Here is a 26,441-nt window from a genome sequence, read left to right as displayed (position 1 = left end):
TTTGTTTTTTTTATCCTTCAGAAAGCACACCTGTGCTTTTGTGCCACAAATGTAACGAGATATTTTAAAAATACCGTATCTTTGGCAATAATTTTAAATGAAATGTTGAAAAAGTCATTTATAACGGCGCTACTACTCCTGATTTTCTCCGTTTTACATGCACAAGACGGAACCAGCGCCTTTCAATTTCTAAAACTCCCTTTTTCTGCCCATGCATCAGCATTGGGTGGAGAAAACATTTCTATTATAGAAGATGATTTGACTATGGCTGTCCAGAATCCGGCTCTTCTTTCCTGCGTAGCGGATAAGACTCTCAACTTGAATTACATGCTTTACATGGATGGTGTCAACGTTGGTGGAGCCGCATTTGCACGTACTGCCGGGGAGCGTTCCACCTGGGCAATAACCGCACAATATGTAGACTATGGGGAGCTTAAAGAAACGACTGAAGAAAATATTGAAACCGGAACTTTCTCCGCCAAAGATATCTCTATATCGGGTATTTATACCTATGATTTAAGTGATTATTGGAGTGGAGGTGTACGCACCAATTTCATTTACTCCCACTATGATAAATATTCTTCATTTGCTATCGGTGTCGATCTGGGATTAAACTACTATCATCAGGAGTCCGATTTTTCCGCCTCGCTCGTTGCACGCAACCTGGGAGGACAGCTTAAAGCTTTTGAGGAACGGCATGAGAAATTACCAGTTGATGTACAACTGGGATTCAGCAAACGATTGTCACATGCTCCGTTCCGGCTTTCCCTTACCCTACATGACCTCACACACTGGAGTGCCTCAACCACAGCGGCAAACAATTTCGGAAAGAAATTGTTAAATCATATTGCCCTTGGTATTGACTTCCTACCAACCAACAACTTTTATCTGGCAGCCGGATATAATTTCCGCCGCGGAGAAGAAATGAAAATAAACGGTTCCAGTCATTGGGCAGGTTTCACCTGTGGTACAGGTATTCAATTAAAACGGTTGAAACTGGGAATGGCATACGCCAAATATCATGTGAGTTCATCCTCACTTATTTTTAATTTATCATATACCTTATAATATATAATAGCATAACTCAAATATGAAAAAGATAACTATTGCAATCGACGGCTTTTCCTCTTGCGGAAAAAGTACTATGGCAAAAGACCTTGCCCGTGAAATAGGCTACATCTACATCGATAGTGGTGCCATGTACCGTGCAGTCACTTTATACAGTATAGAAAACGGCATCTTTCAGGGAAATGACATCGATACGGAAAGACTTCGAAAAGAAATAGATAATATCCATATTTCCTTTCAATTAAACCCTGAGACCGGGCGTCCGGATACTTATCTGAACGGAGTAAATGTAGAAAATAAAATCCGCAGCATGGAAGTTTCTTCCCATGTTAGTCCCATTGCAACTTTAGGGTTTGTACGCGAAGCAATGGTAGCACAGCAACAAGCAATGGGCAATTCCAAAGGTATTGTCATGGATGGACGTGATATCGGAACTACGGTTTTTCCAGATGCTGAACTAAAAATATTCGTAACTGCCACGCCCGAAATCCGTGCACAACGTCGCTATGATGAATTAAAGGCCAAAGGACAAGAAGCCAGTTTTGATGAAATACTTGAGAATGTAAAGCAACGGGATTATATCGATCAGAATAGAGAAGTAAGCCCGCTTCGCAAAGCAGATGACGCATTGCTGTTGGACAATACTGACATGACTATTCCTCAACAAAAGGAATGGTTGCAAGAGCAATTCAATAAGATCGTTAAAAGATAAAGGAAAAAGGGTGTAGCCCTTCCGAAGGTCTGTTTACAATCTCTATATCAACATATTATATTATGGTAAAAGTAGAAATAGATGAAGGTTCCGGCTTCTGCTTCGGTGTAGTCACTGCAATAAATAAAGCTGAAGAAGAGCTAGCCAATGGAGGCACTTTATATTGCCTGGGAGACATCGTGCACAATAGCCGTGAAGTGGAGCGCCTGAAAGAGATGGGCCTCATCACTATCAATCATGATGACTTTAATCATTTGCACGATGCCAAAGTTTTGCTGCGTGCCCATGGAGAACCGCCCGAAACCTATGAAATTGCCCGTCGCAATAATATTGAAATCATTGATGCCACTTGCCCGGTAGTACTCCGCCTACAAAAGAAAATCAAGCAAGAATATACTCAAAAAGATACCGAGGACAAACAAATCGTTATCTATGGAAAAACCGGTCATGCCGAAGTCCTTGGTTTAGTAGGACAAACTACCGGAGAAGCAATTGTCATAGAAAAGTTGGAAGAAGCTAAAAAACTGGATTTCACCAGAAGCATCCGTTTATATTCGCAGACAACAAAGTCATTGGACGAATTCCAGAAAATCGTAGAATATATCAAAGAACATATCTCGCCTGATGTCACATTCGAATATTATGATACCATCTGCCGACAAGTAGCCAATCGCATTCCAAACATACGGAAATTTGCCGCTTCGCACGACCTGGTATTCTTTGTGAGTGGCAAGAAAAGTTCCAACGGAAAAATGTTGTTCAGCGAATGCAAAAAAGTCAACCCAAATTCCCACTTGATAGACAGCGCTGAAGAGATAGACAGTTCTCTGCTTACCGGAGCTTCCTCTATCGGAGTATGTGGAGCAACCTCCACTCCCAAATGGCTGATGGAAGAAATTTCTAAGGCCATTCAATCACGACTTACAGGACAATAAGTCATCGTTTTGAAACAACAAATTAACGTTAAATATGAATCACACCCTCAGCTTTTTGCTATCTTTGCCGAGCGAAAATAGGCTGCGTTTCGGCAAAATCAAAAAAACATTTTGCTTTTGCTCTCAACTTGCACTATTTTTGCGGCAATTATTTAAACCAAACTAAAAGATTGTTATGGGAACAGTTAAGTGCATAGGTATTTTGACATCCGGTGGCGATGCACCGGGAATGAACGCTGCTATTCGTGCGGTAACACGTGCTGCTATTTACAACGGATTACAAGTAAAAGGTATATATAGAGGTTACAGAGGTCTGGTAACCGGTGAAATCAAAGAATTCAAAAGCCAGAACGTAAGTAATATTATACAATTAGGTGGTACGATCCTGAAAACAGCTCGTTGTCAGGAGTTCACTACTCCCGAAGGACGCCAGATTGCATATGATAATATGAAAAAGGAAGGTATTGACGCCTTGGTTATCATTGGTGGTGACGGTTCATTGACGGGGGCACGTATTTTCGCACAAGAGTTTGATGTACCTTGTATCGGATTACCCGGCACTATCGACAATGACCTGTACGGAACAGATACGACTATCGGTTATGATACAGCTTTGAATACCATTCTGGACGCTGTGGATAAAATTCGCGATACGGCAACTTCTCACGAACGCTTGTTCTTTGTTGAAGTAATGGGACGTGATGCCGGCTTCCTAGCTTTGAACGGTGCTATTGCCTCAGGTGCAGAGGCCGCTATCATTCCAGAGTTCAGTACGGAAGTCGATCAACTGGAAGAATTCATCAAAAACGGTTTCCGCAAATCCAAGAACAGTAGTATTGTAATTGTTGCGGAAAGCGAACTGACAGGTGGAGCCATGCACTTTGCAGAGCGTGTAAAGAATGAATATCCTCAATACGATGTACGTGTTACTATCCTTGGACACTTGCAGCGCGGTGGAAGTCCTACTGCTCACGATCGTATCCTTGCCAGCCGACTCGGTGCGGCAGCTATTGATGCCATCATGGATGGACAACGCAATGTAATGGTCGGTATCGAACATGACGAAGTAGTATACGTTCCTTTCACAAAAGCTATCAAGAATGATAAGCCAATCAAGAAAGACTTGGTAAATGTATTGAGAGAACTCTCTATTTAATTAGAATATAGTGAAATATACAAGAGGTTGTGTCAAAACGTTGGCACAACCTTTTTCTATAATTTATAGTCCTGTTATCTTTTCTTTTGTCTACGCCGCTTTTTTCTCATTCATTTGGTAACAAGTTGCTATCTTCCCGTTGTATCGGGTTATAAATAGTCCAATAAATATAGATTTAGCAAGTGTAATGAGCTCCTTTCCTGCTTTTCTCAGTTTTGCACACATCTTTTTGATATTAAAAGCTATGGCAAAGAAGGCAAAGTCCATTTTCACCTTGTCTTCTCCCACATGCCGGAACCTCCTGTATGCCATGTTGTATTTCATTTGTCCGAAAACAGCTTCCGGTTCTATACACCGCCTGCCCCTATGCCTGACTCCTTCTTCTGAAACTAACCTTTCCCGTGCCTGCCGTTTATATTGGTTTAACCGGTGGTTGACTTCTATAATACGGTTCCCCTGTGCTTTAAAACAACTTCCATGCAAAGGACAACCTTCGCATCTTTGTGCTTTATACCGGGCACTTTCGGTGATGTATCCGCTCGCTGTTTTGTCACGTCTGGTTCCTATGCGGTTCATGTGTTGCCCCATCGGACAAACGTAATAATCCTCCCCCGCATTGTAATGGAGACTTTCCGCATGGAACGGGTTGGGAGTATAACGGGGACGCTGCTCTTTATGGAAGTAGTTGTACTTGACAAAGGCCTCTATCCCATTTTCCTGCATGAACCGGTAATTTTCTTCCGAGCCGTAACCGGAGTCTGCCACACCGATACCCGGTAAGCGGTTATAGCGGTGCTGGAAGGAGTGGAAGAAAGGGATCAGGGTCAGCGTATCGGTGGGGTTGGGAAACAGCCGGAAGTCTATGATGAACTGGTTTTCAGTACCTATTTGTAAATTATACCCGGGCTTGGTCTGCCCGTTCTTCATGGCGTCTTCTTTCATACGCATGAATGTGGCATCAGGATCGGTCTTGGAATAGGAATTACGTTCTCCAAGGACTTCAAGGTGATTGTCGTATTCCATCAGCTTGTCACGATACCCTTCAAGTTCCCTGACCTGTTTTTTCTTTTCACGCAGAGCTTTCTTTTGTTCCTTGTCCTGTGTTACTTGGTGTTCCAGCACTTCTTTGAGTTCATCCACTATATTAGAGAGCATGGAGGGAGTCAACTCCACGGATGTGTCTTTTACAGAGTTCTCCTGTATAATGGCTTCATCCACCTGCTCCAGAAGGATGCGAATCTTATTCAGCAACCTTGTACGGTTCTTTTCGACTGTCTTGCGCCAGACAAAAGTATATTTGTTGGCCTTGGACTCAATCTTGGTGCCGTCGATATACTCCACGTCAAGACTGATGAAACCCTTGTCGGCAAGGACAAGAACCAGCTGCGTGAAGACGTTGTTTATTTCCTCCTTTACACGGTTACGGAAACGGTTGATGGTTATGAAATCCGGATGCTCATGACCGGCAAGCCAGATATAATGGATATCACGCAAAAGAAGCTTCTCTATTTTACGACAGGAATAGATATTATTCATATAAGCGTAGATAATTACCTTGAGCATCATTTTGGGATGATAAGCTGAGCGCCCCGTTTCTTTATAAAGCTTCTTGAAATTATCAAGATTGAGATTATCAACAACTGCATTGACTATGCGGACAGGATCGTCCGCAGCTATGTTTTCATCAATTCTTTGTGGAAAAAGAACGGTTTGGTTGGGAATGTAAGGACGAAAATGTAACTTTGCCATAACGAAAAAACTGATGCCTAAAGTTACATAAACTTTGGGTAATAACAAAGCCCGGGCTTGGGAAAGTCCGGGCTTTGCGCATAAAAAAAGGTTGTGCCAGCATTTGAACTGCACCCCAAAAGTTAGACATAAAACTTTTGGGGTGTTTTTTATGAAGTACAGTTATGAACAAAGGCTCATCATCGTTAGCCGAGTAAAACAAGGAGAAGCAATAGCGCACTTGTCGAAAGAGTATCATATCAGTGCGACTGAGATATTGGCATGGGTGAGAATGTGGGACCACTATGGTCGTTCCGGACTGGAACAACAATCCCATTGCCGTCCTACGGTTAAATTAAAGGAAGAAGTAGTACGTTTAATATTAGAAAAAGGCGTACCTTTGGCCCATGTAAGAGTAGAATACAGAATTGGCAAGACGGCACTACAACGCTGGGTCAGCGTAGTACGCAAGTATGGTTATGGGGCTCTTGAGCCGTCCAAACGCCGAGGAAGACCACCGAAATATCCTATGGGACGCCCAAAGAAGAAAGAACCGCAAACGGAACTTGAGAGGCTTCAGGCTGAAAATCTCCGCCTGAAGGCGGAGAACGCGCTGCTAAAAAAAGCGAAGGCCTTAGTCGAGGCAAAGAAAGCCCAAGCACTTCTGAATGGGCACGGACCATCGACGAACTAAGGTCGGATTATCCTCTTGACTTGCTATTGGAGTTAAGAAAGATGGCTCGTTCTGTGTTCTATTACCATCTGAATCGCCTTAAAGCCGCTGACAGATATGCCAATGAAAAGGAATCGATTAAACTGATTTTTCATGAGCATAAGGGACGCTACGGCTATCGCCGTGTGACAGCGGAGATGCATAATCGTGGTTTTATGTTAAACCACAAGACCATTCAAAAGCTTATGGGTGACTTGGGGCTTAAAAGCAAAATACGCCAGGTGCGCTACCGGTCATACAAAGGTGAGGTCGGTAAGATTGCCCCAAACATAATAGACAGGGATTTTACGGCAGAAGCTCCAAACCGCAAATGGGCGACAGATGTAACACAGATAAATATCGGTTCCGTCAAACTTTATCTCTCGCCGATATTGGATATGTTCAACGGCGAGATAATATCATACAATATCTCCCGGAACCCAAATCTGGAACAGATATACGATATGTTGGATAAAGCGTTTGCAAAGTTCGACAATCTTGACGGCCTTATACTCCATTCTGATCAAGGATGGCAATACCAACATTACGGCTACCGTAAGCGTTTGGAAGAACACCATATAGTACAAAGTATGTCTCGCAAAGGCAACTGCCTTGACAACGCTATGGTGGAGAACTTTTTCGGTATTATGAAGTCTGAACTTCTATATGCCGAGCAATTTGAATCGACCGAAACCTTTATAAAGGCTTTAGATAGCTATATTGAATATTATAATAATAAAAGAATCAAAGCCCGGTTAAATGGAAAGAGCCCGGTACAATACCGAACTCTTTCTATTACGGGATAATGTTTAACCTGTCCAACTTTTGGGGTGCAGTTCACATTTTGACACAACCTCTTGTATTATAGCCATTTTGCTACAATTTCTTCTGTCTTATCCCATAGTTCCTTCATCTGTACATGATGAAAGAATTTCTCTGAGAGCTGTTTAGGATGGCAACTTACATTCAATGTTCCGGTACGTTTTCCCGCATCTTCATCCAGTAACAAACTGATGGCCGTCGCTGCTCCCTGACGAGGCGTACGTATGAAAGGCCGGAAAAAGATATCCGTCAACGGATCAAACCACATATGCATCGTAATGATTTTTGTGGAAACAATACCCGGATCAGCTGCATTGACAATAATTCCTTTTTCTTTCACCTTCTTCGATAGAGCTATTGTAAACAGAGTCAATGCCAATTTTGTATTACTATAAATCGGAATACGCCAGAAAGCGCCTTTCTTTCCACGTAAAAAGAAGTCAGGAAAATCCAGTTTACCAATGGCATAAGTACAGGACACCATATTTACAATCCGGCTTCCCTCTCCCATCAATGGAAGCAATTTACGGGTCAACAAATAAGGAGCTACATAATTGACACTTACTGTACGTTCCAATCCATCTTCGGTGATACAACGTCTCGTTTCCATGGTGCCGGCATTGTTCATTAACAAGGTGATAACTTCTCCACGCTGAAGAAGTTCATTGGCAAAAGAAGCCGTAGAAGATAAAGAAGCAAGATTGACCGGTACTATTTCCAATGCTATATTTCCTGTTTCCCGCATTATTAACTGACGTTTCTCTTCTGCGATTTCAGGATCACGACACGCCATAATGACTTTATATCCGGCGGTAGCAACAGCGCGTGTAATCTCCATTCCCATACCGCCATCCGCTCCGGTTATAACTGCAAGTTTCTGTTTCATTATCCTTTTGCTTCTATTTTTGTAATTTCCCGCTTCAAGCCAGCCGGAAGTTCTTCGTTCAAATGCTGATGGCATGCCATTTCAATGGAATACATTCGTGCAATACAGTAATTACTATGTTTACAATTACAGATTGCTTTCTCCTCTTCACGCATACGATTGACAAAGCCCGGTTCATTAAGCAAAGCACGTGCCATCTGTACTGCTTCAAAACCATCATTCAGTACCTCATCTATTTTTTCACGCGAAACTAAACCACCTACATATACCAACGGCATCTTTATTTCTGCTCGAAATTTCAGCGCATCTTCCAGAAAGTAAGCCTCTTTGAAAGGAACGGTAGGTATCATCCACTTCCCTACCATTCGTACTCCATACTTCAGCCACCAGCAATTCATATAATGAGTCATAGAATGAATAGGCATCTGACCACGCATCACATACATAGGAGCCTTACTTACAAAACCTCCACTTAGTACCAATGCATGAGCTCCTGATTGCTCCAGGCGTTTTGCCACCTGCATAGTCTCATCCATTTCCATTCCACCACGAAAACCATCGCGCATATTCACTTTTACCAATACAGCCATGTCGGTTCCGGCAGCTTTCATTACCTCCTCCATTACCATATCCATAAAACGCATTCGATTCTCCAAGGATCCACCGAAGCAGTCCTTACGCCGATTGGTATAAGGAGAAAGAAACTGAGAAATCAAATATCCGTGTCCGGCGTGTATTTCAACGGCATCAAAACCAGCTTCACGAGCCAGATTTACAGCATGACCATACGCGCGTGCCATCTCAGGCAGCTCCTCTTTCTTCAAGCCACGAACAAAAGTAGGTGAGTAAAGATTGAAACCGCTGGAAGCTCCGACAGGAGTAACACCACAGATGCTTTTGTGCGACATATTGCCACAATGTCCCAACTGTATAGCCGCAGCAGCACCTTCGGCATGTACAGCATCGGTCAGCTTTTTTAATCCGGGGATAATTTCAGGCCGCATCCATAATTGGCGGTCGAACGACAAACCACTTTGGGTGACAGCGGCATAGGCCACAGTAGTCATTCCAACACCACCAGCCGCAACTGAACGATGATAGTCAAGCAACATTTGCGAAGGGGCATTACCCGGACACATACTTTCAAATGCCGCTGAGCGGATGGTACGATTCCGTAAAGTCAGCGGGCCAAAAGTTACAGGAGTAAATAACTTGCTCATGAGTATTATTAATGATTTGTGATTTATAAGTGAGATAAATTAATATAGAAACGGAAAAACACGTTTCCGGTTTCCTACCGCATCTCCAAATTCTTCTTTATAGCGATGCCAGATAGCATTGGCACGAGGAACTAGGTTAGCTACTGTCCACCATAGGAAGACCAGCCCGGAAAGCGACCATGTCAATATAGCCCATCCTGCCCATTCTATAATTTCACCAAAGTAATTGGCAGAAGTGACATAACGATACATCCCCTGCGACGGCAGATAATGCTGCGTATCTCCCGGTTTACGAAGATGGCGAATTACATAATCCGAATACCAGTTGATTCCCATTCCGGTGAAGAACAGCAATACTCCAAGAATAAACTGTGGAGTCTTCAGCCAGTCCAGCGTATAAAGAGTTTCAGGAGCCAGATAAAAAAGCCATTCTCCTTGCATAAAGCCATTCAGGAGGTTGAACAACATTCCCATCATCATAATAGCAAGCGGCATACGGCTCTTTCCCTTCAACAAGAAAGGAAATACAAAGGCGCGCTGGAAATAATGCAATTGGAATAAGAGAAAGAAAATTAAAGGAACAATTGAATTATATCGTGCTGAATTCCACCAAAGTAATAACATCACAATAAACACAGGTGCCTCCATCAGCATCCACGCCAACTTATTATTGATAGAAATGCCCCAAGATGCAGTTCGAAACATTCCATATCCCGCTTTGACAAAATAAAGTGCGATAAAAACAAACAGTGCGATGATGCTCATTGCACCAAGAAATAACTGAAAAGTCCCTTGTTCCATACTTGTTTCGATTTAAGTACGGGCAAAGATATATAAAAAGGAGGAAAAAGAAAACTTCCTCCCCTTAATTAGTTTACAAAGACGTTAGCGAATTATTTAAAAAACAATGAACTTTAAATCAAAGTGATAAGTTCGCAATTTACGTCAGAAATAAGTACAAAGTTACTTACAAAAGGGAACAGGATGAGACATAGTCGTATATTTAGGGTATCTCAGTCCCATACTTAGGGTATCTCAGTATGATACTTAGGGTACCTCAGTCGCATACTGAGATAGGGTTATTATACGCCTCTAATAGTCAACTAGTTACAAAACCGCTTTTAGAATCAATAAATCAGAACAAACAGTTTAGAAAAAACGGTCTCATTACTGATGGGTTATGAATTAATTCACCACAGATTACACAGATTGACACAGATTCTATTTTAATGATTATTAGATTAATAAATCTGTGTAAATCTGTGTAATCTGTGGTGAGTCTTATTCATTCCTATTACCGTTTTACTCCTATTTATCGCTTCTTGATAGGTACATAAGTCGTATCTTCGAGTACATTTTTGTATGCCGGACGAATGATACGCTTACCTTCAAAGTTCAATTCTTCATTACGGTGTGCACACCAACCGACAATACGAGCCATAGCAAACAACGGTGTAAAAATTTCCTGCGGTAATCCAATCATTTCATAAACAAAGCCGGAATAGAAATCAACGTTGCTCGATACCGTTTTCCCATTGTTCTTTACGCGACCGAAAGTTTCGATAGCACGTTCTTCCAAGAGCTCAAGGAAAGCAAACTCACGCTCTTTCCCTTTTTCCCGGGCAAGATCACGAGCCAGTTCTTTCAGTAAGATAGCACGTGGATCGGAAATCGTATAAACAGCATGTCCGATACCATAAATTAATCCGGTCTTATTATAAACTTCCTTATTCAGCATACGGGTAAAGTAAGTGTCGATCTCATCCACACTTGTCCAGTCCTGAATATTCTCCTGTAAATGATGGAACATATCAGCCACCTGAATATTTGCACCACCATGAAGCGGGCCTTTCAACGAACCAATACCTGCGGCAATGGATGAGTATGTATCCGTTCCGGTAGAAGAAGTAACGCGGACTGTGAAAGTGGAGTTATTACCTCCGCCATGTTCTGCCTGAAGCACCAACAAAAGGTCGAGCGTACGAGCATCCAGCTGTGTATAATTACGTTTCAGCATATAAAGGAAATTTTCGGCAATAGAAAGATTTTCCTGCGGATGGCGAATATGCAATGAACGACCGAAAGTGGCATGGCGCAACATATTATATGCATAAGCAATAATGGTCGGGAACTTAGAAATCAATTCTATGCTCTGGCGCATCAGGTTGTCGCGGGAAGTATCATCGGCAGCAGGGTCAAAACGATACATCTCAAGTACACTGCGTGCCAGGATATTCATAATATTATTCCCTTCCAGTTCGATAATATTCATCTTAGTCTTCTGCTCCAACGGCATATTATCATTAATCAGTTCACGGAAAGAAGCCAACTCTTCCTTATCGGGCAAATTACCGGACAGTAACAGATAAGCCACTTCTTCAAATCCGAAACGTTTCTCTTTAACAAAAGCATGTACAATATCTTCTACATCATAACCACGATAGAATAGCTTACCCGGGATAGGTTTCAAGCCGCCGCCCGGAACACGTTCATAACCCACTACATTACCAATTCTGGTGAGTCCAACCAAAACACCCGTGCCGTCTTCATTGCGCAAACCGCGCTTTACATCAAATTTGGAGAATAATTCGGTATCAATCCGAACCGCTTCCTTCATATCCTCGGAAAGCTTATAAACTAAATATTCCTTCTTCATTTTCGTATCGTTTTAATCGTTAGTATTATTTTTCAATTCTTTCCACTATCTCCCGGGTAAAAGCAGAAGTAGACAACGAGACACCGCCGGGCATGAAGCGCGCCAGGTCGGCGGTAGCACGGGCATCAAGGAAACTTTGTTCCAAGGCATGTTCTATCAAGGAAGCAGATTCTTTCCAATCAAAGTATTCGAGCATCATTACGGCAGACAGAATGATAGAACAGGGATTCACAATATCTTTGCCTGCAATATTCGGTGCTGTACCATGGGTGGCTTCAAAGATGGCATGTCCGGTCTGGTAGTTAATATTTGCTCCGGGAGCAATACCGATACCGCCCACCATGGCAGCCAACTGATCGGAAACATAATCTCCATTCAGATTAAGGGTAGCAATCACAGAGTATTCTTCAGGAATCAATAATGTATTTTGCAGGAAAGCATCCGCAATACAATCTTTTATCACCAACCTTCCATCAGCCAGAGCTTCTCCAAACTCACGCTCAGCCAACTCATAGCCCCACTTTTTGAAACCTCCTTCGGTAAACTTCATTATATTTCCCTTGTGTACCAATGTCACGGAAGGCAGATTATTCTCAAGTGCATACCGGCAGGCAGCACGCACCAATCGTTCCGTTCCTTCTTTTGAAACAGGTTTCACACCGAAAGAAGATGTCTTGGGGAACCGTACTTTCTTCACCCCCATCTCATCGTGCAGAAACTTATAGAACTTTTCAGCCTCCGGTGTACCGGCTTCCCACTCGATACCCGCATAAATATCTTCCGTATTTTCACGGAATACACACATGTTCACCTTCTCCGGATGACGAACCGGAGAGTGAATGCCCTGATACCAACGAACCGGCCGCAGGCATACATACAAGTCCAATGTCTGGCGCAATGCCACGTTCAGTGAACGGATACCACCACCGACAGGGGTCGTCAGCGGGCCTTTGATACCTACCTTGTAATCACGGAAAGCTTCCATCGTTTCATCAGGCAACCACAGGCCACATTTTTCAAAAGCCCGTTCGCCTGCCCACACTTCCATCCATTCAATTTGCCGTTGTCCACTATATGCTTTTTGCACGGCAGCATTCACAATAGCTTGCATAGAAGGAGTTATTTCAACTCCTACCCCATCACCTGTAATAAAAGGTACTGTAATTTTATCCATCTTTCTATCTTGCATTAAGAGCAGAACCGGCACGGAACCAGCCTATCTGCTGTTCATTATACGTATGTTGAGCTTCGAAGCTATCCTTCGTACCATCTTCGTGGTGAAGGATAATCTTAAGATTACGGCCGGGAGCAAAGTCCATCAATCCGATTACCGAAATTAAATCATGTTCCTGAATCTTATCATAATCGGCTTTATCCACAAAGGTCAATGCCAGCATACCTTGTTTCTTTAGATTCGTTTCATGTATACGGGCAAAACTCTTTGCCAGGATCACACGAACATTCAGGAAACGGGGCTCCATAGCGGCATGTTCACGACTGGAACCTTCACCATAGTTTTCTTCGGCTACTACAATGGAAGAAATTTCTTCGGACTTATACATCTTTGCCGTACCGGAAACCGGACCGTACGTATTAGTCAAACGATTCCAGACACTGTTAGTTTCTCCATTGAAAGCATTTACAGCACCCATCAGCATATTGTCTGAAATATTCTCCAGATGTCCACGGAAACGAAGCCACGGACCCGCCATTGAAATATGGTCTGTAGTACATTTACCCTGTGCCTTAATCAGCAACGGCATATTAAGTAAGTCGGTCCCTTCCCAGGCAGGGAATGGTTGTAGTAATTGAAGCCGTTGCGAATGGGGATTCACATTGATTTCCACCTTTTCACTGCTGGGGGCTATATACCCTTCGCTACCTTCGGCAAATCCTTTCGGTGGCAATTCTTCACCCACAGGCTCAGAGAGTTTTACCTTTTCACCTTCACGATTCACCAATACATCTGTCAGCGGATTGAAACAAAGGTCTCCGGCAATCGTCAGTGCCATCGTCAATTCGGGGGAAGCGACAAAGGCGTACGTATTCGGATTACCGTCTGCACGTTTAGCAAAATTACGATTGAAAGAGGTTACGATAGAATTCTTGCGAGTAGGGTTATCTGTCTCACGTTTCCACTGACCAATACAGGGACCGCAGGCGTTTGCCATAATTGTAGCACCGACTTTTTCAAAAGTTCCTATCATACCATCCCGCTCTGCTGTAGCCCGTATCCGTTCGGAACCGGGGTTCACAATCAGGGGAGCGGCTACTTTCAGGTGCTTCTCTTCAACCTGGCGGGCCAGGGAAACGGCACGACTTAAATCCTGATAAGACGAGTTGGTGCACGAACCTATCAATCCGACTTCCATCTTGCGCGGATAACCGTTAACCAATACTTTTTCTGCAAATTCAGAAATAGGCGTAGCGGCATCGGGAGTAAAAGGACCATTAATATAAGGTTCCAGCCTTGAAAGATCAATCTCAATTACCCGGTCGTAATACTTCTCCGGGGCAATCATGATGCCGGCATCTGCACGAAGATCACCCGCCACAGAATCAGCCATTTCTGCCACTTCTTCTCTTCCTGTAGCTTTCAGATAAGTAGCCATACGATCATCATAAGGGAAAAGTGACGTAGTGGCACCGACTTCGGCACCCATATTACAAATAGTCGCCTTACCGGTAGCGGACAAAGAAGCCGTGCCCGGTCCAAAATATTCAATGATTGCATTTGTGCCACCTTTAACCGTCAGGATGCCTGCCAACTTCAGAATCACATCTTTTGGAGCTGCCCAACCGCTTAGTTCACCTTTTAGATGTACACCAATCAAGCGGGGCATTTTCAATTCCCATTCCATACCAGTCATCACATCTACTGCATCGGCACCACCAACGCCGATGGCAACCATACCCAGACCACCTGCATTGGGCGTATGCGAATCCGTACCTACCATCATTCCACCAGGGAAGGCATAATTTTCCAATACCACCTGATGAATGATACCCGCACCCGGTTGCCAGAAGCCGATACCGTATCGGGAAGAAACGTCACGCAAAAAATCGTATACTTCTTCGTTTGTCTTGGTAGCAGTGGCAATATCTTCCCGGGCTCCTCTATAGGCCTGTATCAGATGGTCGCAATGTACTGTCGAAGGTACGGCAACTTGTTCGCGACCTGCATTCATAAATTGCAGCAATGCCATTTGGGCGGTTGCATCCTGCATTGCTACACGGTCAGGGCGGAAGTTTACATAATCTTCTCCCCGCTTGTAGTCTTTTACCCCCTTCTCATCAAACAGATGAGTGTACAAAATCTTTTCTGCTAATGTCAGCGGACGTTGCAGTATAGCCCGCACGTGTTCCATTTTCCCCTTATAAGAAGCATAAAAGGCCTTTAACATAGTTACGTCATATACCATAATCACATTTATTTTTAGTTTTCCAATATTGTAAAGATTACAAATTAATATAATAAACAAACTAAAATCATTAAAGGTTTAACAAATTAAAGCTTTTCTTCGTGCAAAAGCGAAGAATGATTACCTTTGCGAAAAAACTATGCGATAAATGATAATTTAGCGGCGAGGGAATGGGTACGCGGACTACGCGGATAAGGCGGACGAACGCGGACTTTAATCTTTTAGACGCGGATGACACGGATGACGCGGATTTTTAAAGCTGCGCTATACATACCGGCATATCACACCGAAGGAAAAAAGAATCCGCGTCATCCGTGTCATCCGCGTCTAAAAGATTACTTGCACGCCGAAGGAGAACCTTGCTCCAGCGCTACGCTGGTAAATTATCATTTATCATTATTCATCATTAGTTTATATGAGCAATAACCTCCTTTCTCCAACAGACCATCTTCAGCGACAAGAACTGCTCCTGCGCATGGAATATGAATTCGAAAAGGAAGAATTCAAAAGACAGACTGAAACCATGGGCATCGCCCGTAAGGTAAAACGGGGACTCTGTTGGTATCCTGCCACTCCCGGACGAAGTTACTACAATTCACTGAATCAATTAGTAATAGAAATTACACATACGGAAGATACTGATATAGAACATAATTTTGAATTCGGGCGTCCTGTCTGTTTTTTCCGTAAAGGATACGACGAAAAGATCACATATTTCAATTCTATTGGTACTATCAGCTATGCCAATGAAACACGTATGGTTGTTGCAATGCCCGGTGCAGGTGCTATACTGGAAGTGCAATCTGCCGAAAACCTCGGAGTGCAGCTTTATTTTGATGAAACATCCTACCGCACTATGTTCGAAGCACTCTCCGATGTAATTCGCGCTAAGGGCAATCGATTGGCAGAATTAAGAGATATTATGTTGGGAACTTTAAAACCCGGATTCCGTGAACTCTACCCCGTCCGTTTCCCCTGGCTGAACTCTACACAGGAAAATGCAGTGAACAAAGTATTGAACTCCCGCGATGTTTCTATTGTACACGGGCCTCCGGGAACAGGGAAAACAACTACTCTCGTAGAAGCTATCTATGAAACATTGCACCGCGAACCTCAAGTGCTGGTTTGCGCCCAAAGTAATACTGCCGTCGACTGGATCTGTGAAAAGCTCGTAGATCGTGGTGTGAATGTCCTGCGCATTGGCAATCCCACCCGGGTAAACGACAAAATGCTTTCATTCACTTATGAGCGCCGCTTCGAAGGACATCCGGCCTATTCTGAACTATGGAGTATCCGTAAAGCCATGCGTGAAATGGGTGGCAAACATCGGGGCAGTTATGAGGAACGTGAAAGCGCCCGCAATCGTATGAGTCGCCTGCGTGATCGTGCCACACAATTGGAAATACAAATCAATGCCGATCTTTTTGACAATGCCCATGTCATAGCCTCCACCCTTGTCAGCAGCAATCACCGTATACTGAACGGGCGTCACTTCGGTACACTTTTTATTGATGAAGCTGCCCAAGCCCTGGAAGCCGCCTGTTGGATAGCTATTCGCAAAGCCGACCGTGTAGTACTGGCAGGCGATCATTGCCAGCTTCCGCCTACTATAAAATGTTACGAAGCTGCCCGTGGAGGCCTCGAATGTACATTGATGGAAAGAGTGGTTGCCAATAAACCCAGCACCGTCTCCCTATTGAAAGTACAATATCGTATGCACGAGGATATCATGAAATTTCCCTCTCAGTGGTTTTATAATGGAGAACTACAAGCGGCTCCTGAGATACGATACCGCGGTATTCTCGACTGGGACACTCCTATCAACTGGATAGATACTTCTGACATGGATTTTAAAGAAGAGTTTATAGGAGAAACATTCGGGCGTATCAATAAAGCAGAAGCAGATTTACTTCTTCAAGAATTAAAAGCTTATATCGACCGCATCGGTGGAAAACGCATGTTAGAAGAGCGGATCGATTTCGGTATAATCTCCCCTTACAAAGCCCAGGTGCAATATCTTCGCAATAAGATTAAAGCAAGCGGCTCACTTAAGCCCTACCGGAGTCTACTCACCGTTAACACCGTAGACGGCTTCCAAGGACAGGAACGTGATGTCATTTTCATCAGCTTGGTCCGTGCCAATGAAGACGGACAGATAGGTTTCTTGAATGACTTGCGAAGAATGAACGTAGCCATCACCCGTGCCCGCATGAAGCTGGTGATATTGGGCGAAGCGGAAACAATGAAACGCCACAAGTTCTATAAGGAACTCATTGAATACATCCATACCATCACATAGACTCGCCGAAAGAAAAACTCATCGACTTATACTGAAATATCTTTTTCCCAGTTGAGATAATATATTTTCCCAGTTAGAGAAATATATTTTCTCAACTGGGTAAAAATAGGCTTGCTTTAAATTCAACTATAGAAATCGGAAAACTTAATGTAAACACCGGATATTTCGGCTAATCCTTTTTTGTCAATAATAGATTTATGAAGGCCCCGGTAACTTCATGCTTTGTTATAAAAAAAGAGGAGCAACTTACGTTACTCCTCCCATTGTCTTCTTCCCGAACTTAAATCAGGATTACGGTTACAAATATACTACATTGAAACACCGAAATCAAGTATTCGGGCATTTTTATTCTTAATCCCCAAGAAGGATTAGTTGTTTTCCGGACGCAACTGACGAACCGTAACAGCAGTCTGCCACATTTCGCTTTCGCGCAACTGACGAAGTTCTTCGTTCAGTTTCTCACGATAATCAGGTTGAGAATTGCTGTCGATAGAAATCTGAGCCTCATTACCAGACTTAACGCTTGCATACAATTTCTGTACTACCGGCTTGATAGCATCGTGGAACGGAGTCATCCAGTCCAGAGCACCACGTTGTGCAGTAGTTGAACAGTTAGCATACATCCAGTCCATACCATTCTTTGCGAACAACGGCATCAATGACTGAGTTAATTCTTCTACAGTTTCATTGAATGCTTCTGACGGAGTATGACCGTTTTCACGCAATACTTCATACTGAGCCAACAGCAATCCCTGAATAGCTCCCATCAATGAACCACGCTCACCTGTCAGGTCAGAAGTAGCTTCACGTTGGAAAGTAGTTTCAAACAAATATCCTGAACCTATACCGATACCCAATGCAATGGTACGATCCATAGCTTTACCTGTAGCATCCTGATAGATAGCGTAAGAAGAGTTCAAACCACGACCTTCGAGGAACATAGTACGCAATGAAGTACCCGAACCTTTAGGAGCTACCATGATTACGTCGATATCTTTCTGAGGAACTACACCTGTACGGTCGCTCCAAGTGATAGCGAAACCATGAGAGAAGTAAAGAGCTTTTCCCGGAGTCAGGTAAGGTTTGATAGTAGGCCATACAGACATTACGGCTGCATCAGACAACAAGCACATAATGATAGTACCTTTCTCACAAGCCTCCTCAATGCCAAACAGTGTTTCACCCGGTACCCATCCGTCAGCTATTGCTTTCTCATAAGTCTTACCCGGACGCTGTCCAACGATTACGTTGAAACCGTTATCGCGCAGGTTGCATGCCTGTCCCGGTCCTTGTACACCATAACCGATCACTGCAATTGTTTCATCTTTCAAAACTTCACGTGCTTTTTCCAAAGGAAACTCTTCGCGGGTCATTACATTCTCAGTAACACCGCCAAAATTCAATTGTGCCATTTTCTTTTTTAGTTTTTTATTTGTGGCTTGCGCCAGCTAATGATTAATAAAATTATTTCTCTGTAAATATTACTTTTGAACGGCAAACCACCTCGCTGCCATTCTTTTTCACTTCAATATCGAAAGCTCCGTCACCCAATTCATCTTTATAGAGTGTAAGTTCATCACCGTAATAACTCTCAGCTACGTAAGCCATTTCAAAACGGCGGATACGCTTTTCCTTATACATCTCTATCGGAAACAAGTCCATGATATGTTCGATGTAGCGGATACTGTTCACGTGTCCGTTGATGTCGATATCACTGTATTTAGCTTTCAATGTAGCTACCGGTTCGGTAGAAGTCACTTTGATGCGTGAAGGTTTCTCGATAGGGCAAGGTTCATCGCACACATAATCTACAATGCTACCTCCGTGCAATGCCAGCAAATCGGCAGGCTTGCGGGTATTGAGGTTAATCATAGCCCATACAGAACGCGCATAACCAATCTTCTTTCCGTCTTTGTCCAACAAGGCAAAGTTACGATCTGTGAAAAGGCGGTACACATTCTCTACCCAAGTCCAGATGGTAAAGTCCTCATATTGATAAGGCATTTCATCCAGTTCGATGGCAAGGCGGGAGAGTACCCATGTGTAGTTGTCCTCATTCAGCGTGGCTATACCGAACCCACGGTCGCTGGCATGGAAACCGGCGCAATTCAGTAAATGGTTTCCCAACACGCCCATGGTAAGACGCCCGGTAAAGTCCACATGAAAAGGCTCCGCTACAAACTGATATTTTCCTATCTTACTACTATTCTCACTCATTGTTTTGCTCCTTTTCTTTTTTCAAGCGATATTTCGTTTCACGGTCGGCAAGGTATTCGTTCACACGCTCGAAGCAACTCGTGGTGATAGCCACACGCCCTGAACGAACAAACTGAAGTACACAATCAAGGGCACGCAGCTCGTCATAAAGATTGGTGATTTCTTCACCCATACCATTCTTCTCTACGATAGCAAACACAGCATTCACCTCTACGATACGTGCATTATACTTGCGGATTACTTTCGATACCTCCGGTTTTTCTTCCAGTATCGGGGTTGTTATCTTATACAATGCAATTTCGTGCTGATAGATCTCATCATCCGTGAAGTAGTGCGCTTGAAGCACATCTATCTTCTTGGTGATTTGCTTGGTCACTTTCTCAATGGTGTCTTTATCCGTCCATGCGGTAATAGTGTACTTATGTACACCCTTGATGGACGAAGCCGAAACATTCAGACTCTCGATATTGATCTGGCGACGGGTAAACACTGCGGTTACCTGGTTCAGCAAACCGGCGAAGTTCTCCGAATGAACGATTATCGTATATAATGTCTTATCCATACTAAATTAAGAATTAAGAACGAAGAATAAAATTAGCATTCCAACAACATCTGGTTTACCGAACCACCCGGAGGTGTCATCGGCAACACATTGCCTTCTTCCATAACGCAGGCTTCCAACAGGAACGGACCATCCGTAGCAAGCATTTCCTCTATTGCACCTTTCAGTTCTTCACGCGTCATTACACAACGTGAAGGAATGTCGTAGGCAGAAGCTATCTTCATATAATCCGGATTCAGCATCGGAGTGAACGAATAGCGACGATTGAAGAACATCGCTTGCCACTGGCGTACATTACCCAGGAAGTTATTATTCAGCAAGATCATCTTAACGGGAGCCTTCTGTTCCATAATGGTTCCCATCTCCTGAATGTTCATTTGCAGACCACCATCACCCATAAATACACATACAGTGCGGTCGGGACGTCCGAAAGTTGCACCGATTGCTGCGGGAAGTCCGAAGCCCATTGTACCCAACCCACCGGAAGTTACAATGCTACGTTCCTTACTATACTTAAAGTAACGGGCAGACATCATCTGATTCTGACCAACATCAGTAACCAATACAGCTTCATGATTCGTTGCCTCACTTACGGCACGGATCACTTCTCCCATACTCAAAGATTTACTTGCCGGATGCAACTCAGGACGGATCACCTTTTCTTCCTCTACTTTCTCGTAAGGCAAGAAACTATCCAACCATTCTTGGTGAGTAGCAGGTTTCAGAAGTGCCGTAACGGCAGCAAGGGTTTCCTTGCAATCGCCCAATACGGCAATATCTGTCTTCACATTCTTGTCTATCTCAGCAGGATCTATATCGAAATGAATGATTTTCGCCTGTTTGGCATACGTATCCAACTTTCCGGTTACACGGTCGTCAAAGCGCATACCTACGGCGATAAGTACATCGCACTTATTCGTATTGATATTCGGTCCCAAGTTACCGTGCATCCCCAGCATACCTTTATTTAAAGGATGTGCAGTAGGCAAAGCAGAAAGTCCCAACAGTGTACAACCGGCAGGTATTCCGGCTTTTTCTATGAAAGCGCGTAGTTCCTGTTGTGCATCACCTAACTCAACACCCTGTCCCACCAATACCAATGGACGTTCAGCGCTATTGATCAGTTCAGCAGCCTGGCTCACAGCCTCTTCATCCATTTCGGGAACAGGCTGGTAACTACGGATGTAATCCAACTTGGCAGGAGCATATTCACTTTTCTCTACTTGTGCATTCTTGGCAAAGTCCAATACAACAGGACCGGGACGACCGCTTTTTGCAACATAGAAAGCGCGGGCTACAGCCCAAGGCACATCTTCAGCACTACGAATCTGATAGCTCCACTTCGTGATAGGCTGCGTAATACCTACCAGGTCAACTTCCTGGAAAGCATCCGTCCCAAGGAATCCCGTACCTACCTGACCGGCAATTACTACCAAAGGGGTACTGTCTATCATAGCATCTGCGATACCTGTTATCGTATTCGTCGCTCCGGGACCACTAGTCACTAGGCAGACACCTACTTCGCCTGATACGCGGGCAAAGCCCTGCGCGGCATGAGTAGCACCCTGTTCGTGTCGAACCAAGATGTGATTCAATGTCTTCCGATGGTCGTATAAAGCGTCAAATACCGGCATGATGGAGCCACCCGGATATCCGAAAATGGTCTTTACTCCCTGATGTTCCAAGGAAAGCATCAATGCTTCAGCGCCTGTTATTATATCTTTCATTCTATTAATGGATAATGGAATTCTATTTCATTTGTCAATTCTCGGTTAATCAATCAGTCTCACTGCACCCTTATCGGCAGAACTTACCATACTGGCATATGCCTTCAAGCTCTTTGAGACTTCGCGTTGACGGGTGACGGGGGTCATCGGGCGGGCTGCCAGTTCCTCATCCGTCAGTTTGACGTTGATAGCACGTCCGGGAATATCAATCTCGATGATGTCACCATCCTGAATCTTACCGATATTACCTCCGGCAGCCGCTTCAGGAGAAATATGTCCGATACTCAATCCTGACGTACCGCCACTGAAACGACCGTCCGTAATCAGTGCACATTCCTTGCCCAGATGGCGCGATTTGATATAAGAAGTCGGATAGAGCATTTCTTGCATACCGGGACCGCCTTTCGGACCTTCGTGTGTAATGACCACAACATCACCGCTGACCACTTTCCCGGCAAGGATGCCATCGCAAGCAGCGTCTTGTGAATCGAACACTTTAGCAGGACCTGTAAATTTCCAGATGCTTTCATCCACACCTGCCGTTTTCACTACACAGCCATCCTGAGCGATATTACCTTTCAGTACTGCCAGACCACCGTCTTTGCTATAAGCATGTTCCAGATCGCGAATGCAACCTCCGGCACGGTCAGTATCCAATTCTTTATAATAGGCATCTTGCGAACCCAGTACCAGATTGAACTTTCCGGCAGCAGCGCTCTTATATTTCTTCACAGCTTCTTCGCAAACATTCGGGCTGGCAATACCGTATTTGTCGATTACATCCGCCAGCGTCATACCGTCTACACGCTTTACGTTCGTATCGACTAATCCGCCTTTGGCAAGCTCGCTCATGATAGCGATGATGCCTCCGGCACGATTTACGTCTTGAATGTGATACTTCTGAGTATTCGGGGCAACCTTACACAGACAGGGAGTCTTACGTGACAGCATATCGATGTCATCCATACTGAAATCGGCCTCTGCCTCGTGTGCTACAGCCAAGAGGTGAAGCACTGTGTTGGTAGAACCACCCATCGCAATATCCAGCGTCATAGCATTCAGAAAAGCCTGACGGGTAGCGATGCTACGGGGGAGCACACTGTCATCCCCATCTTCATAATATTTATAAGCATTTTCAACAATCAGTTTAGCAGCATCCTTGAACAGTTGCGTGCGATTGGCATGAGTAGCCACAATCGTACCATTACCCGGCAATGCCAGTCCGATGGCTTCGTTCAGACAGTTCATTGAGTTAGCGGTAAACATACCGGAACAGCAACCACAAGAAGGACAAGCATGTTGTTCTATCTGAGCCACATCGGCATCACTTACACTTTCATCAGCCGACTTAATCATAGCATCGATCAAATCCAGATGCTGACCGTTCCATTCGCCGGCTTCCATCGGTCCGCCTGAAACGAATACAGTAGGGATATTAAGGCGCATTGCTGCCATCAACATACCCGGAGTAATCTTGTCGCAGTTACTGATGCAAACCATCGCATCCGCTTTATGCGCATTCACCATATACTCTACGCTGTCGGCAATGATGTCACGTGAAGGAAGCGAATAAAGCATTCCATCGTGTCCCATCGCAATACCATCGTCAATGGCAATCGTGTTGAATTCGGCAGCAAAGCATCCCAGCTTCTCAATCTCAGCTTTCACCTGTTGTCCGATTTCGTGCAGATGCACATGTCCCGGGACAAACTGTGTAAATGAGTTGACAATTGCGATAATAGGTTTTCCTAATTGCTCTTTCTTCATGCCATTTGCCATCCACAACGCACGAGCCCCTGCCATGCGGCGGCCTTGCGTGCTGAACGAACTGCGTAATTGGTGTTTCATCTTCAAATCTCCTTTTAATTAAAAAGCCTTCCTCACATATGGTGAGAAAGGCTCCTAAATTGATATCTTAACGTACGAATACATACACAACCTTTCTCACGCTCTTGATTCCAGGACCACGACGCGAATAATATGCAGGACTGCCAGGTTAATAGATGTATGTAAGTTCATAACTTTATTTACTTTACTGTTTTCGTTAATCGTGCTGCAAAGGTAAGGGCTTTTTTATAAACTCCAAACAATTTGAAGAAAAAAATGAGATTATTATGATTAATCGTAAGAAAACCCCGCATTAAAATCTTATTTTATCACTTATTCAAGGCAAATCTGAGTAATTCGCTACCATGAACAGGAATTATTCAAGAGGGTTCGAAGCATTTAATAATCTGAAAATTACAAGAGCTTACTCATTCGCCAACTAAATTATTCGTATCTTTGTCCCTTCCAAAAAGAAAAAACAGGAATTACTAACTTAAAACAGTAGGAATATATCAATGGAAACAGTAGAAAACAAGTACATTACCGTAGCTTATAAATTATACGCTATAGAAGATGGTGAAAAAGATTTCACCGAAGAAGCCACCGCAGAACACCCTTTCCAATTCATTTCCGGTCTGGGTCTGACTTTAGAGTCTTTCGAAGATCAGGTGAAAAGTCTGAAAGCAGGTGACAAGTTTGATTTCACAATCGCTTGCGCAGATGCTTACGGTGACTTCGACGAAGAACATGTAATCGACCTTCCGAAACAAATCTTTGAAGTAGATGGTAAGTTCGATAGCGAACGTATTGTAGCCGGTAACGTAGTGCCTTTAATGACCTCTGAAGGTCAACGTATCAACGGAACCGTACAAGAAATTAAGGCAGACGTAGTGGTAATGGATATGAACCACCCCTTGGCAGGTTGCGACCTGAACTTTGTAGGTGAAGTAATAGAAAGCCGCCCGGCAACCAATGAAGAATTAGCTGAAATCGCTCGTATGATGAGCGGCGGTGGATGCAGTTGCGGTTGCGATAGCTGTGGTGACGGTTGCGGCGACGGATGCGGCGATCACGATCACCAAGGATGCGGATGCAATCATTAAGATAGTGATTAACGGTAAGTGATTAGTGATTAGTATGCTGTGCTATTATGCTGCACAGTTTCCAATCACTAATCACTCACCACTAATCACTATTTCCCCGTCATTATCTCCAGCACCAATTTATCCGTCTCATTCATTCCTTTCGACCCTATCTTGGTCAGATTACGGATACTTTGATCCACGTCTTCATCAATAATACCTTCTACAGAAGTTACACAACGGTTTTCCATAGCCATGATGGCAGAAAGAACAGCGGTAGATACACCTGTTGTTACTTTCAACGCACAGCTGGGCTTCGCACCGTCACAAATCATACCCGTAAGGTTGGCTATCATATTCTGAACGGCATAAGCCACCTGATCGTAAGTTCCTCCCATCAACCAGGTAATACCACAACTGGAACCTGTAGCAGCAACCACACAGCCGCATAAAGCAGACAAACGTCCCAAACTTTGTTTAATATAGATTACTGTCAGATGACTCAACATCAGAGCACGTATCAGTTCTTCTTCTGATTTATCATTTTCTTCAGCGAAGACGAGGACAGGCAAAGTGGCAGATATACCTTGATTTCCACTACCGGAATTGCTCATTACCGGAATCATAGCCCCTGCCATACGAGCATCACAGGCACCCGATGTATAAGACAAGATATGTGAGAAGACACTATCTCCCATCACTTTATGTTCATAAGTGCCACGCAACATCTTACCTAGGCCATGGCCATAATTACCTTCAAAAGAACGTTCGGCAGCCGCCTTATTCAAACGGGCTGTTTCCAGAATAAAACTGATCTCATCCAGTGGAGTATTCAGAGCAAAGTCATAAACTTTACGTAAAGTCAGCTCCAGGCATTCTTCTTCTTTTTCACAGCTTGCCGTATGTTGTTTCTGAAATAGAACTTCTCCGTTATGTTCTATATATATAAAGGTGGTATGCCCTCCGGCAATCACAGCTGTTGCTTTATCATCTCCGGCCTCACAGCATACTTCAATATATAATTTCTCTTCAATATTCTCTTTCAACGAAATATGAATGCGCTTTTCCTCAATGAAACGTTTCCCCTCTTCCACTACATCAGGCGTACTGTCTTTCAACACTTCCAACTGATATTCCGATTTTCCGATCAACGCCCCCAGCGCAATAGCAATGGGCAGGCCAATCATTCCGGTACCCGGAATGCCCACTCCCATAGCGTTTTTCAGAATATTAGCACTTAGCAACACATTTATTTTTTCCGGCTTTGTCCCCAGTGTTTCTGTTGCTTTAGCTACGCACAATGCCACAGCAATGGGCTCTGTACACCCAATAGCCGGCACCACTTCCTGATGTATCAGGTCGATTATCCGTTTTCTCTCCGTTTCCGTTATCATTATTTCACTGATTTTA

At 43.8% G+C, this 26,441-nt stretch carries 20 protein-coding genes and 1 pseudogene; 8 read left to right on the top strand and 13 right to left on the bottom strand.

The window, feature by feature from the left end:
* The first annotated feature begins 102 nt into the window (after nucleotides 1–102).
* The 4 genes from porQ (at nucleotide 103) to pfkA (ending at nucleotide 3,871) form a co-directional block, all read left to right on the top strand.
* Nucleotides 103–1,068 carry a type IX secretion system protein PorQ gene (gene porQ, locus K429_RS0103470; RefSeq protein WP_044096330.1) on the top strand — a complete coding sequence of 322 codons (966 nt, stop codon included), beginning with the start codon at nucleotides 103–105 and terminating at the stop codon, nucleotides 1,066–1,068.
* A 22-nt stretch (nucleotides 1,069–1,090) separates the two neighbouring features.
* Nucleotides 1,091–1,780 (top strand): (d)CMP kinase, encoded by a 690-nt coding sequence (gene cmk, locus K429_RS0103465; RefSeq protein WP_007210390.1) that lies wholly within the window; start codon nucleotides 1,091–1,093, stop codon nucleotides 1,778–1,780.
* Between the two features lie 62 nt (nucleotides 1,781–1,842).
* A complete protein-coding gene (locus K429_RS0103460; RefSeq protein WP_007210389.1) occupies nucleotides 1,843–2,715 on the top strand; it encodes a 4-hydroxy-3-methylbut-2-enyl diphosphate reductase in 873 nt (290 codons plus the stop codon).
* Nucleotides 2,716–2,890: 175 nt separating this feature from the next.
* Complete coding sequence (pfkA, locus tag K429_RS0103455; protein ID WP_007210387.1) at nucleotides 2,891–3,871, top strand: 6-phosphofructokinase; 981 nt, start codon at nucleotides 2,891–2,893, stop codon at nucleotides 3,869–3,871.
* Between the two features lie 90 nt (nucleotides 3,872–3,961).
* Here pfkA and K429_RS0103450 read toward each other — a convergent pair whose 3' ends face one another.
* Complete coding sequence (locus K429_RS0103450; protein WP_025726057.1) at nucleotides 3,962–5,620, bottom strand: IS1182 family transposase; 1,659 nt, start codon at nucleotides 5,618–5,620, stop codon at nucleotides 3,962–3,964.
* A gap of 151 nt (nucleotides 5,621–5,771) precedes the next feature.
* On the opposite strand from K429_RS0103450, the gene K429_RS0103445 reads away from it, so the two are divergent.
* Together K429_RS0103445 and K429_RS0103440 are read left to right on the top strand one after the other, a co-directional pair.
* Nucleotides 5,772–6,293 (top strand): helix-turn-helix domain-containing protein, encoded by a 522-nt coding sequence (locus tag K429_RS0103445; protein ID WP_025726501.1) that lies wholly within the window; start codon nucleotides 5,772–5,774, stop codon nucleotides 6,291–6,293.
* Nucleotides 6,278–7,117: pseudogene (locus K429_RS0103440) on the top strand (IS3 family transposase); the annotation flags it as partial. The gene K429_RS0103445 and the pseudogene K429_RS0103440, both read left to right, overlap by 16 nt.
* Nucleotides 7,118–7,173: 56 nt before the next feature.
* Here K429_RS0103440 and K429_RS0103435 read toward each other — a convergent pair.
* From K429_RS0103435 to K429_RS0103410, 6 genes are all read right to left on the bottom strand, one after another.
* Nucleotides 7,174–8,019: an SDR family oxidoreductase gene (locus K429_RS0103435; RefSeq protein ID WP_007218972.1), complete on the bottom strand. Its 846-nt coding sequence runs from the start codon at nucleotides 8,017–8,019 to the stop codon at nucleotides 7,174–7,176.
* Entirely contained in the window at nucleotides 8,019–9,239 is a 1,221-nt protein-coding gene (locus tag K429_RS0103430) for an NADH:flavin oxidoreductase (RefSeq protein ID WP_007218971.1), read from the bottom strand. Before K429_RS0103430 ends, K429_RS0103435 begins: the two co-directional genes overlap by 1 nt.
* A 39-nt stretch (nucleotides 9,240–9,278) precedes the next feature.
* Complete coding sequence (locus tag K429_RS0103425) at nucleotides 9,279–10,040, bottom strand: methyltransferase (protein WP_025726054.1); 762 nt, start codon at nucleotides 10,038–10,040, stop codon at nucleotides 9,279–9,281.
* Nucleotides 10,041–10,551: 511 nt separating this feature from the next.
* Nucleotides 10,552–11,895: a citrate/2-methylcitrate synthase gene (locus tag K429_RS0103420; protein ID WP_007210383.1), complete on the bottom strand. Its 1,344-nt coding sequence runs from the start codon at nucleotides 11,893–11,895 to the stop codon at nucleotides 10,552–10,554.
* 25 nt (nucleotides 11,896–11,920) lie between these two features.
* Nucleotides 11,921–13,069: an NADP-dependent isocitrate dehydrogenase gene (gene icd, locus K429_RS0103415; protein ID WP_022210331.1), complete on the bottom strand. Its 1,149-nt coding sequence runs from the start codon at nucleotides 13,067–13,069 to the stop codon at nucleotides 11,921–11,923.
* A gap of 4 nt (nucleotides 13,070–13,073) precedes the next feature.
* Complete coding sequence (locus tag K429_RS0103410) at nucleotides 13,074–15,317, bottom strand: aconitate hydratase (protein WP_025726053.1); 2,244 nt, start codon at nucleotides 15,315–15,317, stop codon at nucleotides 13,074–13,076.
* A 415-nt stretch (nucleotides 15,318–15,732) separates the two neighbouring features.
* Here K429_RS0103410 and K429_RS0103405 point away from each other — a divergent pair, with 415 nt between their 5' ends.
* Nucleotides 15,733–17,616, top strand: a complete 1,884-nt coding sequence (locus K429_RS0103405) for an AAA domain-containing protein (protein ID WP_007218966.1) — start codon at nucleotides 15,733–15,735, stop codon at nucleotides 17,614–17,616.
* A gap of 368 nt (nucleotides 17,617–17,984) precedes the next feature.
* Here K429_RS0103405 and ilvC read toward each other — a convergent pair whose 3' ends face one another.
* From ilvC to ilvD, 5 genes are read right to left on the bottom strand one after another with little or no spacing between them, the layout of a single operon-like run.
* On the bottom strand, nucleotides 17,985–19,028 hold the full coding sequence (ilvC, locus tag K429_RS0103400; RefSeq protein WP_007210378.1) for a ketol-acid reductoisomerase: 1,044 nt from the start codon (nucleotides 19,026–19,028) through the stop codon (nucleotides 17,985–17,987).
* A 52-nt stretch (nucleotides 19,029–19,080) separates the two neighbouring features.
* Nucleotides 19,081–19,833 (bottom strand): acyl-[acyl-carrier-protein] thioesterase, encoded by a 753-nt coding sequence (locus K429_RS0103395; RefSeq protein ID WP_007210377.1) that lies wholly within the window; start codon nucleotides 19,831–19,833, stop codon nucleotides 19,081–19,083.
* Nucleotides 19,826–20,395, bottom strand: coding sequence for an acetolactate synthase small subunit (ilvN, locus tag K429_RS0103390; RefSeq protein ID WP_007210376.1), 570 nt, complete (start codon nucleotides 20,393–20,395; stop codon nucleotides 19,826–19,828). The genes K429_RS0103395 and ilvN overlap by 8 nt, the downstream gene beginning before the upstream one ends.
* Nucleotides 20,396–20,427: 32 nt before the next feature.
* Nucleotides 20,428–22,122 (bottom strand): biosynthetic-type acetolactate synthase large subunit, encoded by a 1,695-nt coding sequence (gene ilvB / locus K429_RS0103385; protein WP_025726052.1) that lies wholly within the window; start codon nucleotides 22,120–22,122, stop codon nucleotides 20,428–20,430.
* 45 nt (nucleotides 22,123–22,167) lie between these two features.
* Nucleotides 22,168–23,970, bottom strand: coding sequence for a dihydroxy-acid dehydratase (gene ilvD / locus K429_RS0103380; protein WP_025726051.1), 1,803 nt, complete (start codon nucleotides 23,968–23,970; stop codon nucleotides 22,168–22,170).
* A gap of 494 nt (nucleotides 23,971–24,464) precedes the next feature.
* On the opposite strand from ilvD, the gene K429_RS0103375 reads away from it, so the two are divergent.
* On the top strand, nucleotides 24,465–25,052 hold the full coding sequence (locus tag K429_RS0103375) for a peptidylprolyl isomerase (RefSeq protein WP_025726050.1): 588 nt from the start codon (nucleotides 24,465–24,467) through the stop codon (nucleotides 25,050–25,052).
* 89 nt (nucleotides 25,053–25,141) lie between these two features.
* Here K429_RS0103375 and K429_RS0103370 read toward each other — a convergent pair whose 3' ends face one another.
* Nucleotides 25,142–26,425 carry a serine dehydratase subunit alpha family protein gene (locus K429_RS0103370; RefSeq protein WP_044096327.1) on the bottom strand — a complete coding sequence of 428 codons (1,284 nt, stop codon included), beginning with the start codon at nucleotides 26,423–26,425 and terminating at the stop codon, nucleotides 25,142–25,144.
* Nucleotides 26,426–26,441: the final 16 nt, after the last annotated feature.

Origin of the sequence: Bacteroides sp. 14(A), from assembly GCF_000526555.1 — a bacterium.
Classification (GTDB): Bacteria; Bacteroidota; Bacteroidia; order Bacteroidales; family Bacteroidaceae; genus Bacteroides; species Bacteroides cellulosilyticus.
The sequence above is the reverse complement of the archived record's forward strand: the minus strand, read 5'-3'. Positions and strand labels throughout refer to the sequence as shown.

Coding starts and splice junctions, on each gene's coding strand:
- porQ (WP_044096330.1), top strand. CDS start 103: ATGTTGAAAAAGTCATTTATAACGGCGCTACTACTCCTGATTTTCTCC.
- cmk (WP_007210390.1), top strand. CDS start 1,091: ATGAAAAAGATAACTATTGCAATCGACGGCTTTTCCTCTTGCGGAAAA.
- K429_RS0103460 (WP_007210389.1), top strand. CDS start 1,843: ATGGTAAAAGTAGAAATAGATGAAGGTTCCGGCTTCTGCTTCGGTGTA.
- pfkA (WP_007210387.1), top strand. CDS start 2,891: ATGGGAACAGTTAAGTGCATAGGTATTTTGACATCCGGTGGCGATGCA.
- K429_RS0103450 (WP_025726057.1), bottom strand. CDS start 5,620: ATGGCAAAGTTACATTTTCGTCCTTACATTCCCAACCAAACCGTTCTT.
- K429_RS0103445 (WP_025726501.1), top strand. CDS start 5,772: ATGAAGTACAGTTATGAACAAAGGCTCATCATCGTTAGCCGAGTAAAA.
- K429_RS0103435 (WP_007218972.1), bottom strand. CDS start 8,019: ATGAAACAGAAACTTGCAGTTATAACCGGAGCGGATGGCGGTATGGGA.
- K429_RS0103430 (WP_007218971.1), bottom strand. CDS start 9,239: ATGAGCAAGTTATTTACTCCTGTAACTTTTGGCCCGCTGACTTTACGG.
- K429_RS0103425 (WP_025726054.1), bottom strand. CDS start 10,040: ATGGAACAAGGGACTTTTCAGTTATTTCTTGGTGCAATGAGCATCATC.
- K429_RS0103420 (WP_007210383.1), bottom strand. CDS start 11,895: ATGAAGAAGGAATATTTAGTTTATAAGCTTTCCGAGGATATGAAGGAA.
- icd (WP_022210331.1), bottom strand. CDS start 13,069: ATGGATAAAATTACAGTACCTTTTATTACAGGTGATGGGGTAGGAGTT.
- K429_RS0103410 (WP_025726053.1), bottom strand. CDS start 15,317: ATGGTATATGACGTAACTATGTTAAAGGCCTTTTATGCTTCTTATAAG.
- K429_RS0103405 (WP_007218966.1), top strand. CDS start 15,733: ATGAGCAATAACCTCCTTTCTCCAACAGACCATCTTCAGCGACAAGAA.
- ilvC (WP_007210378.1), bottom strand. CDS start 19,028: ATGGCACAATTGAATTTTGGCGGTGTTACTGAGAATGTAATGACCCGC.
- K429_RS0103395 (WP_007210377.1), bottom strand. CDS start 19,833: ATGAGTGAGAATAGTAGTAAGATAGGAAAATATCAGTTTGTAGCGGAG.
- ilvN (WP_007210376.1), bottom strand. CDS start 20,395: ATGGATAAGACATTATATACGATAATCGTTCATTCGGAGAACTTCGCC.
- ilvB (WP_025726052.1), bottom strand. CDS start 22,122: ATGAAAGATATAATAACAGGCGCTGAAGCATTGATGCTTTCCTTGGAA.
- ilvD (WP_025726051.1), bottom strand. CDS start 23,970: ATGAAACACCAATTACGCAGTTCGTTCAGCACGCAAGGCCGCCGCATG.
- K429_RS0103375 (WP_025726050.1), top strand. CDS start 24,465: ATGGAAACAGTAGAAAACAAGTACATTACCGTAGCTTATAAATTATAC.
- K429_RS0103370 (WP_044096327.1), bottom strand. CDS start 26,425: ATGATAACGGAAACGGAGAGAAAACGGATAATCGACCTGATACATCAG.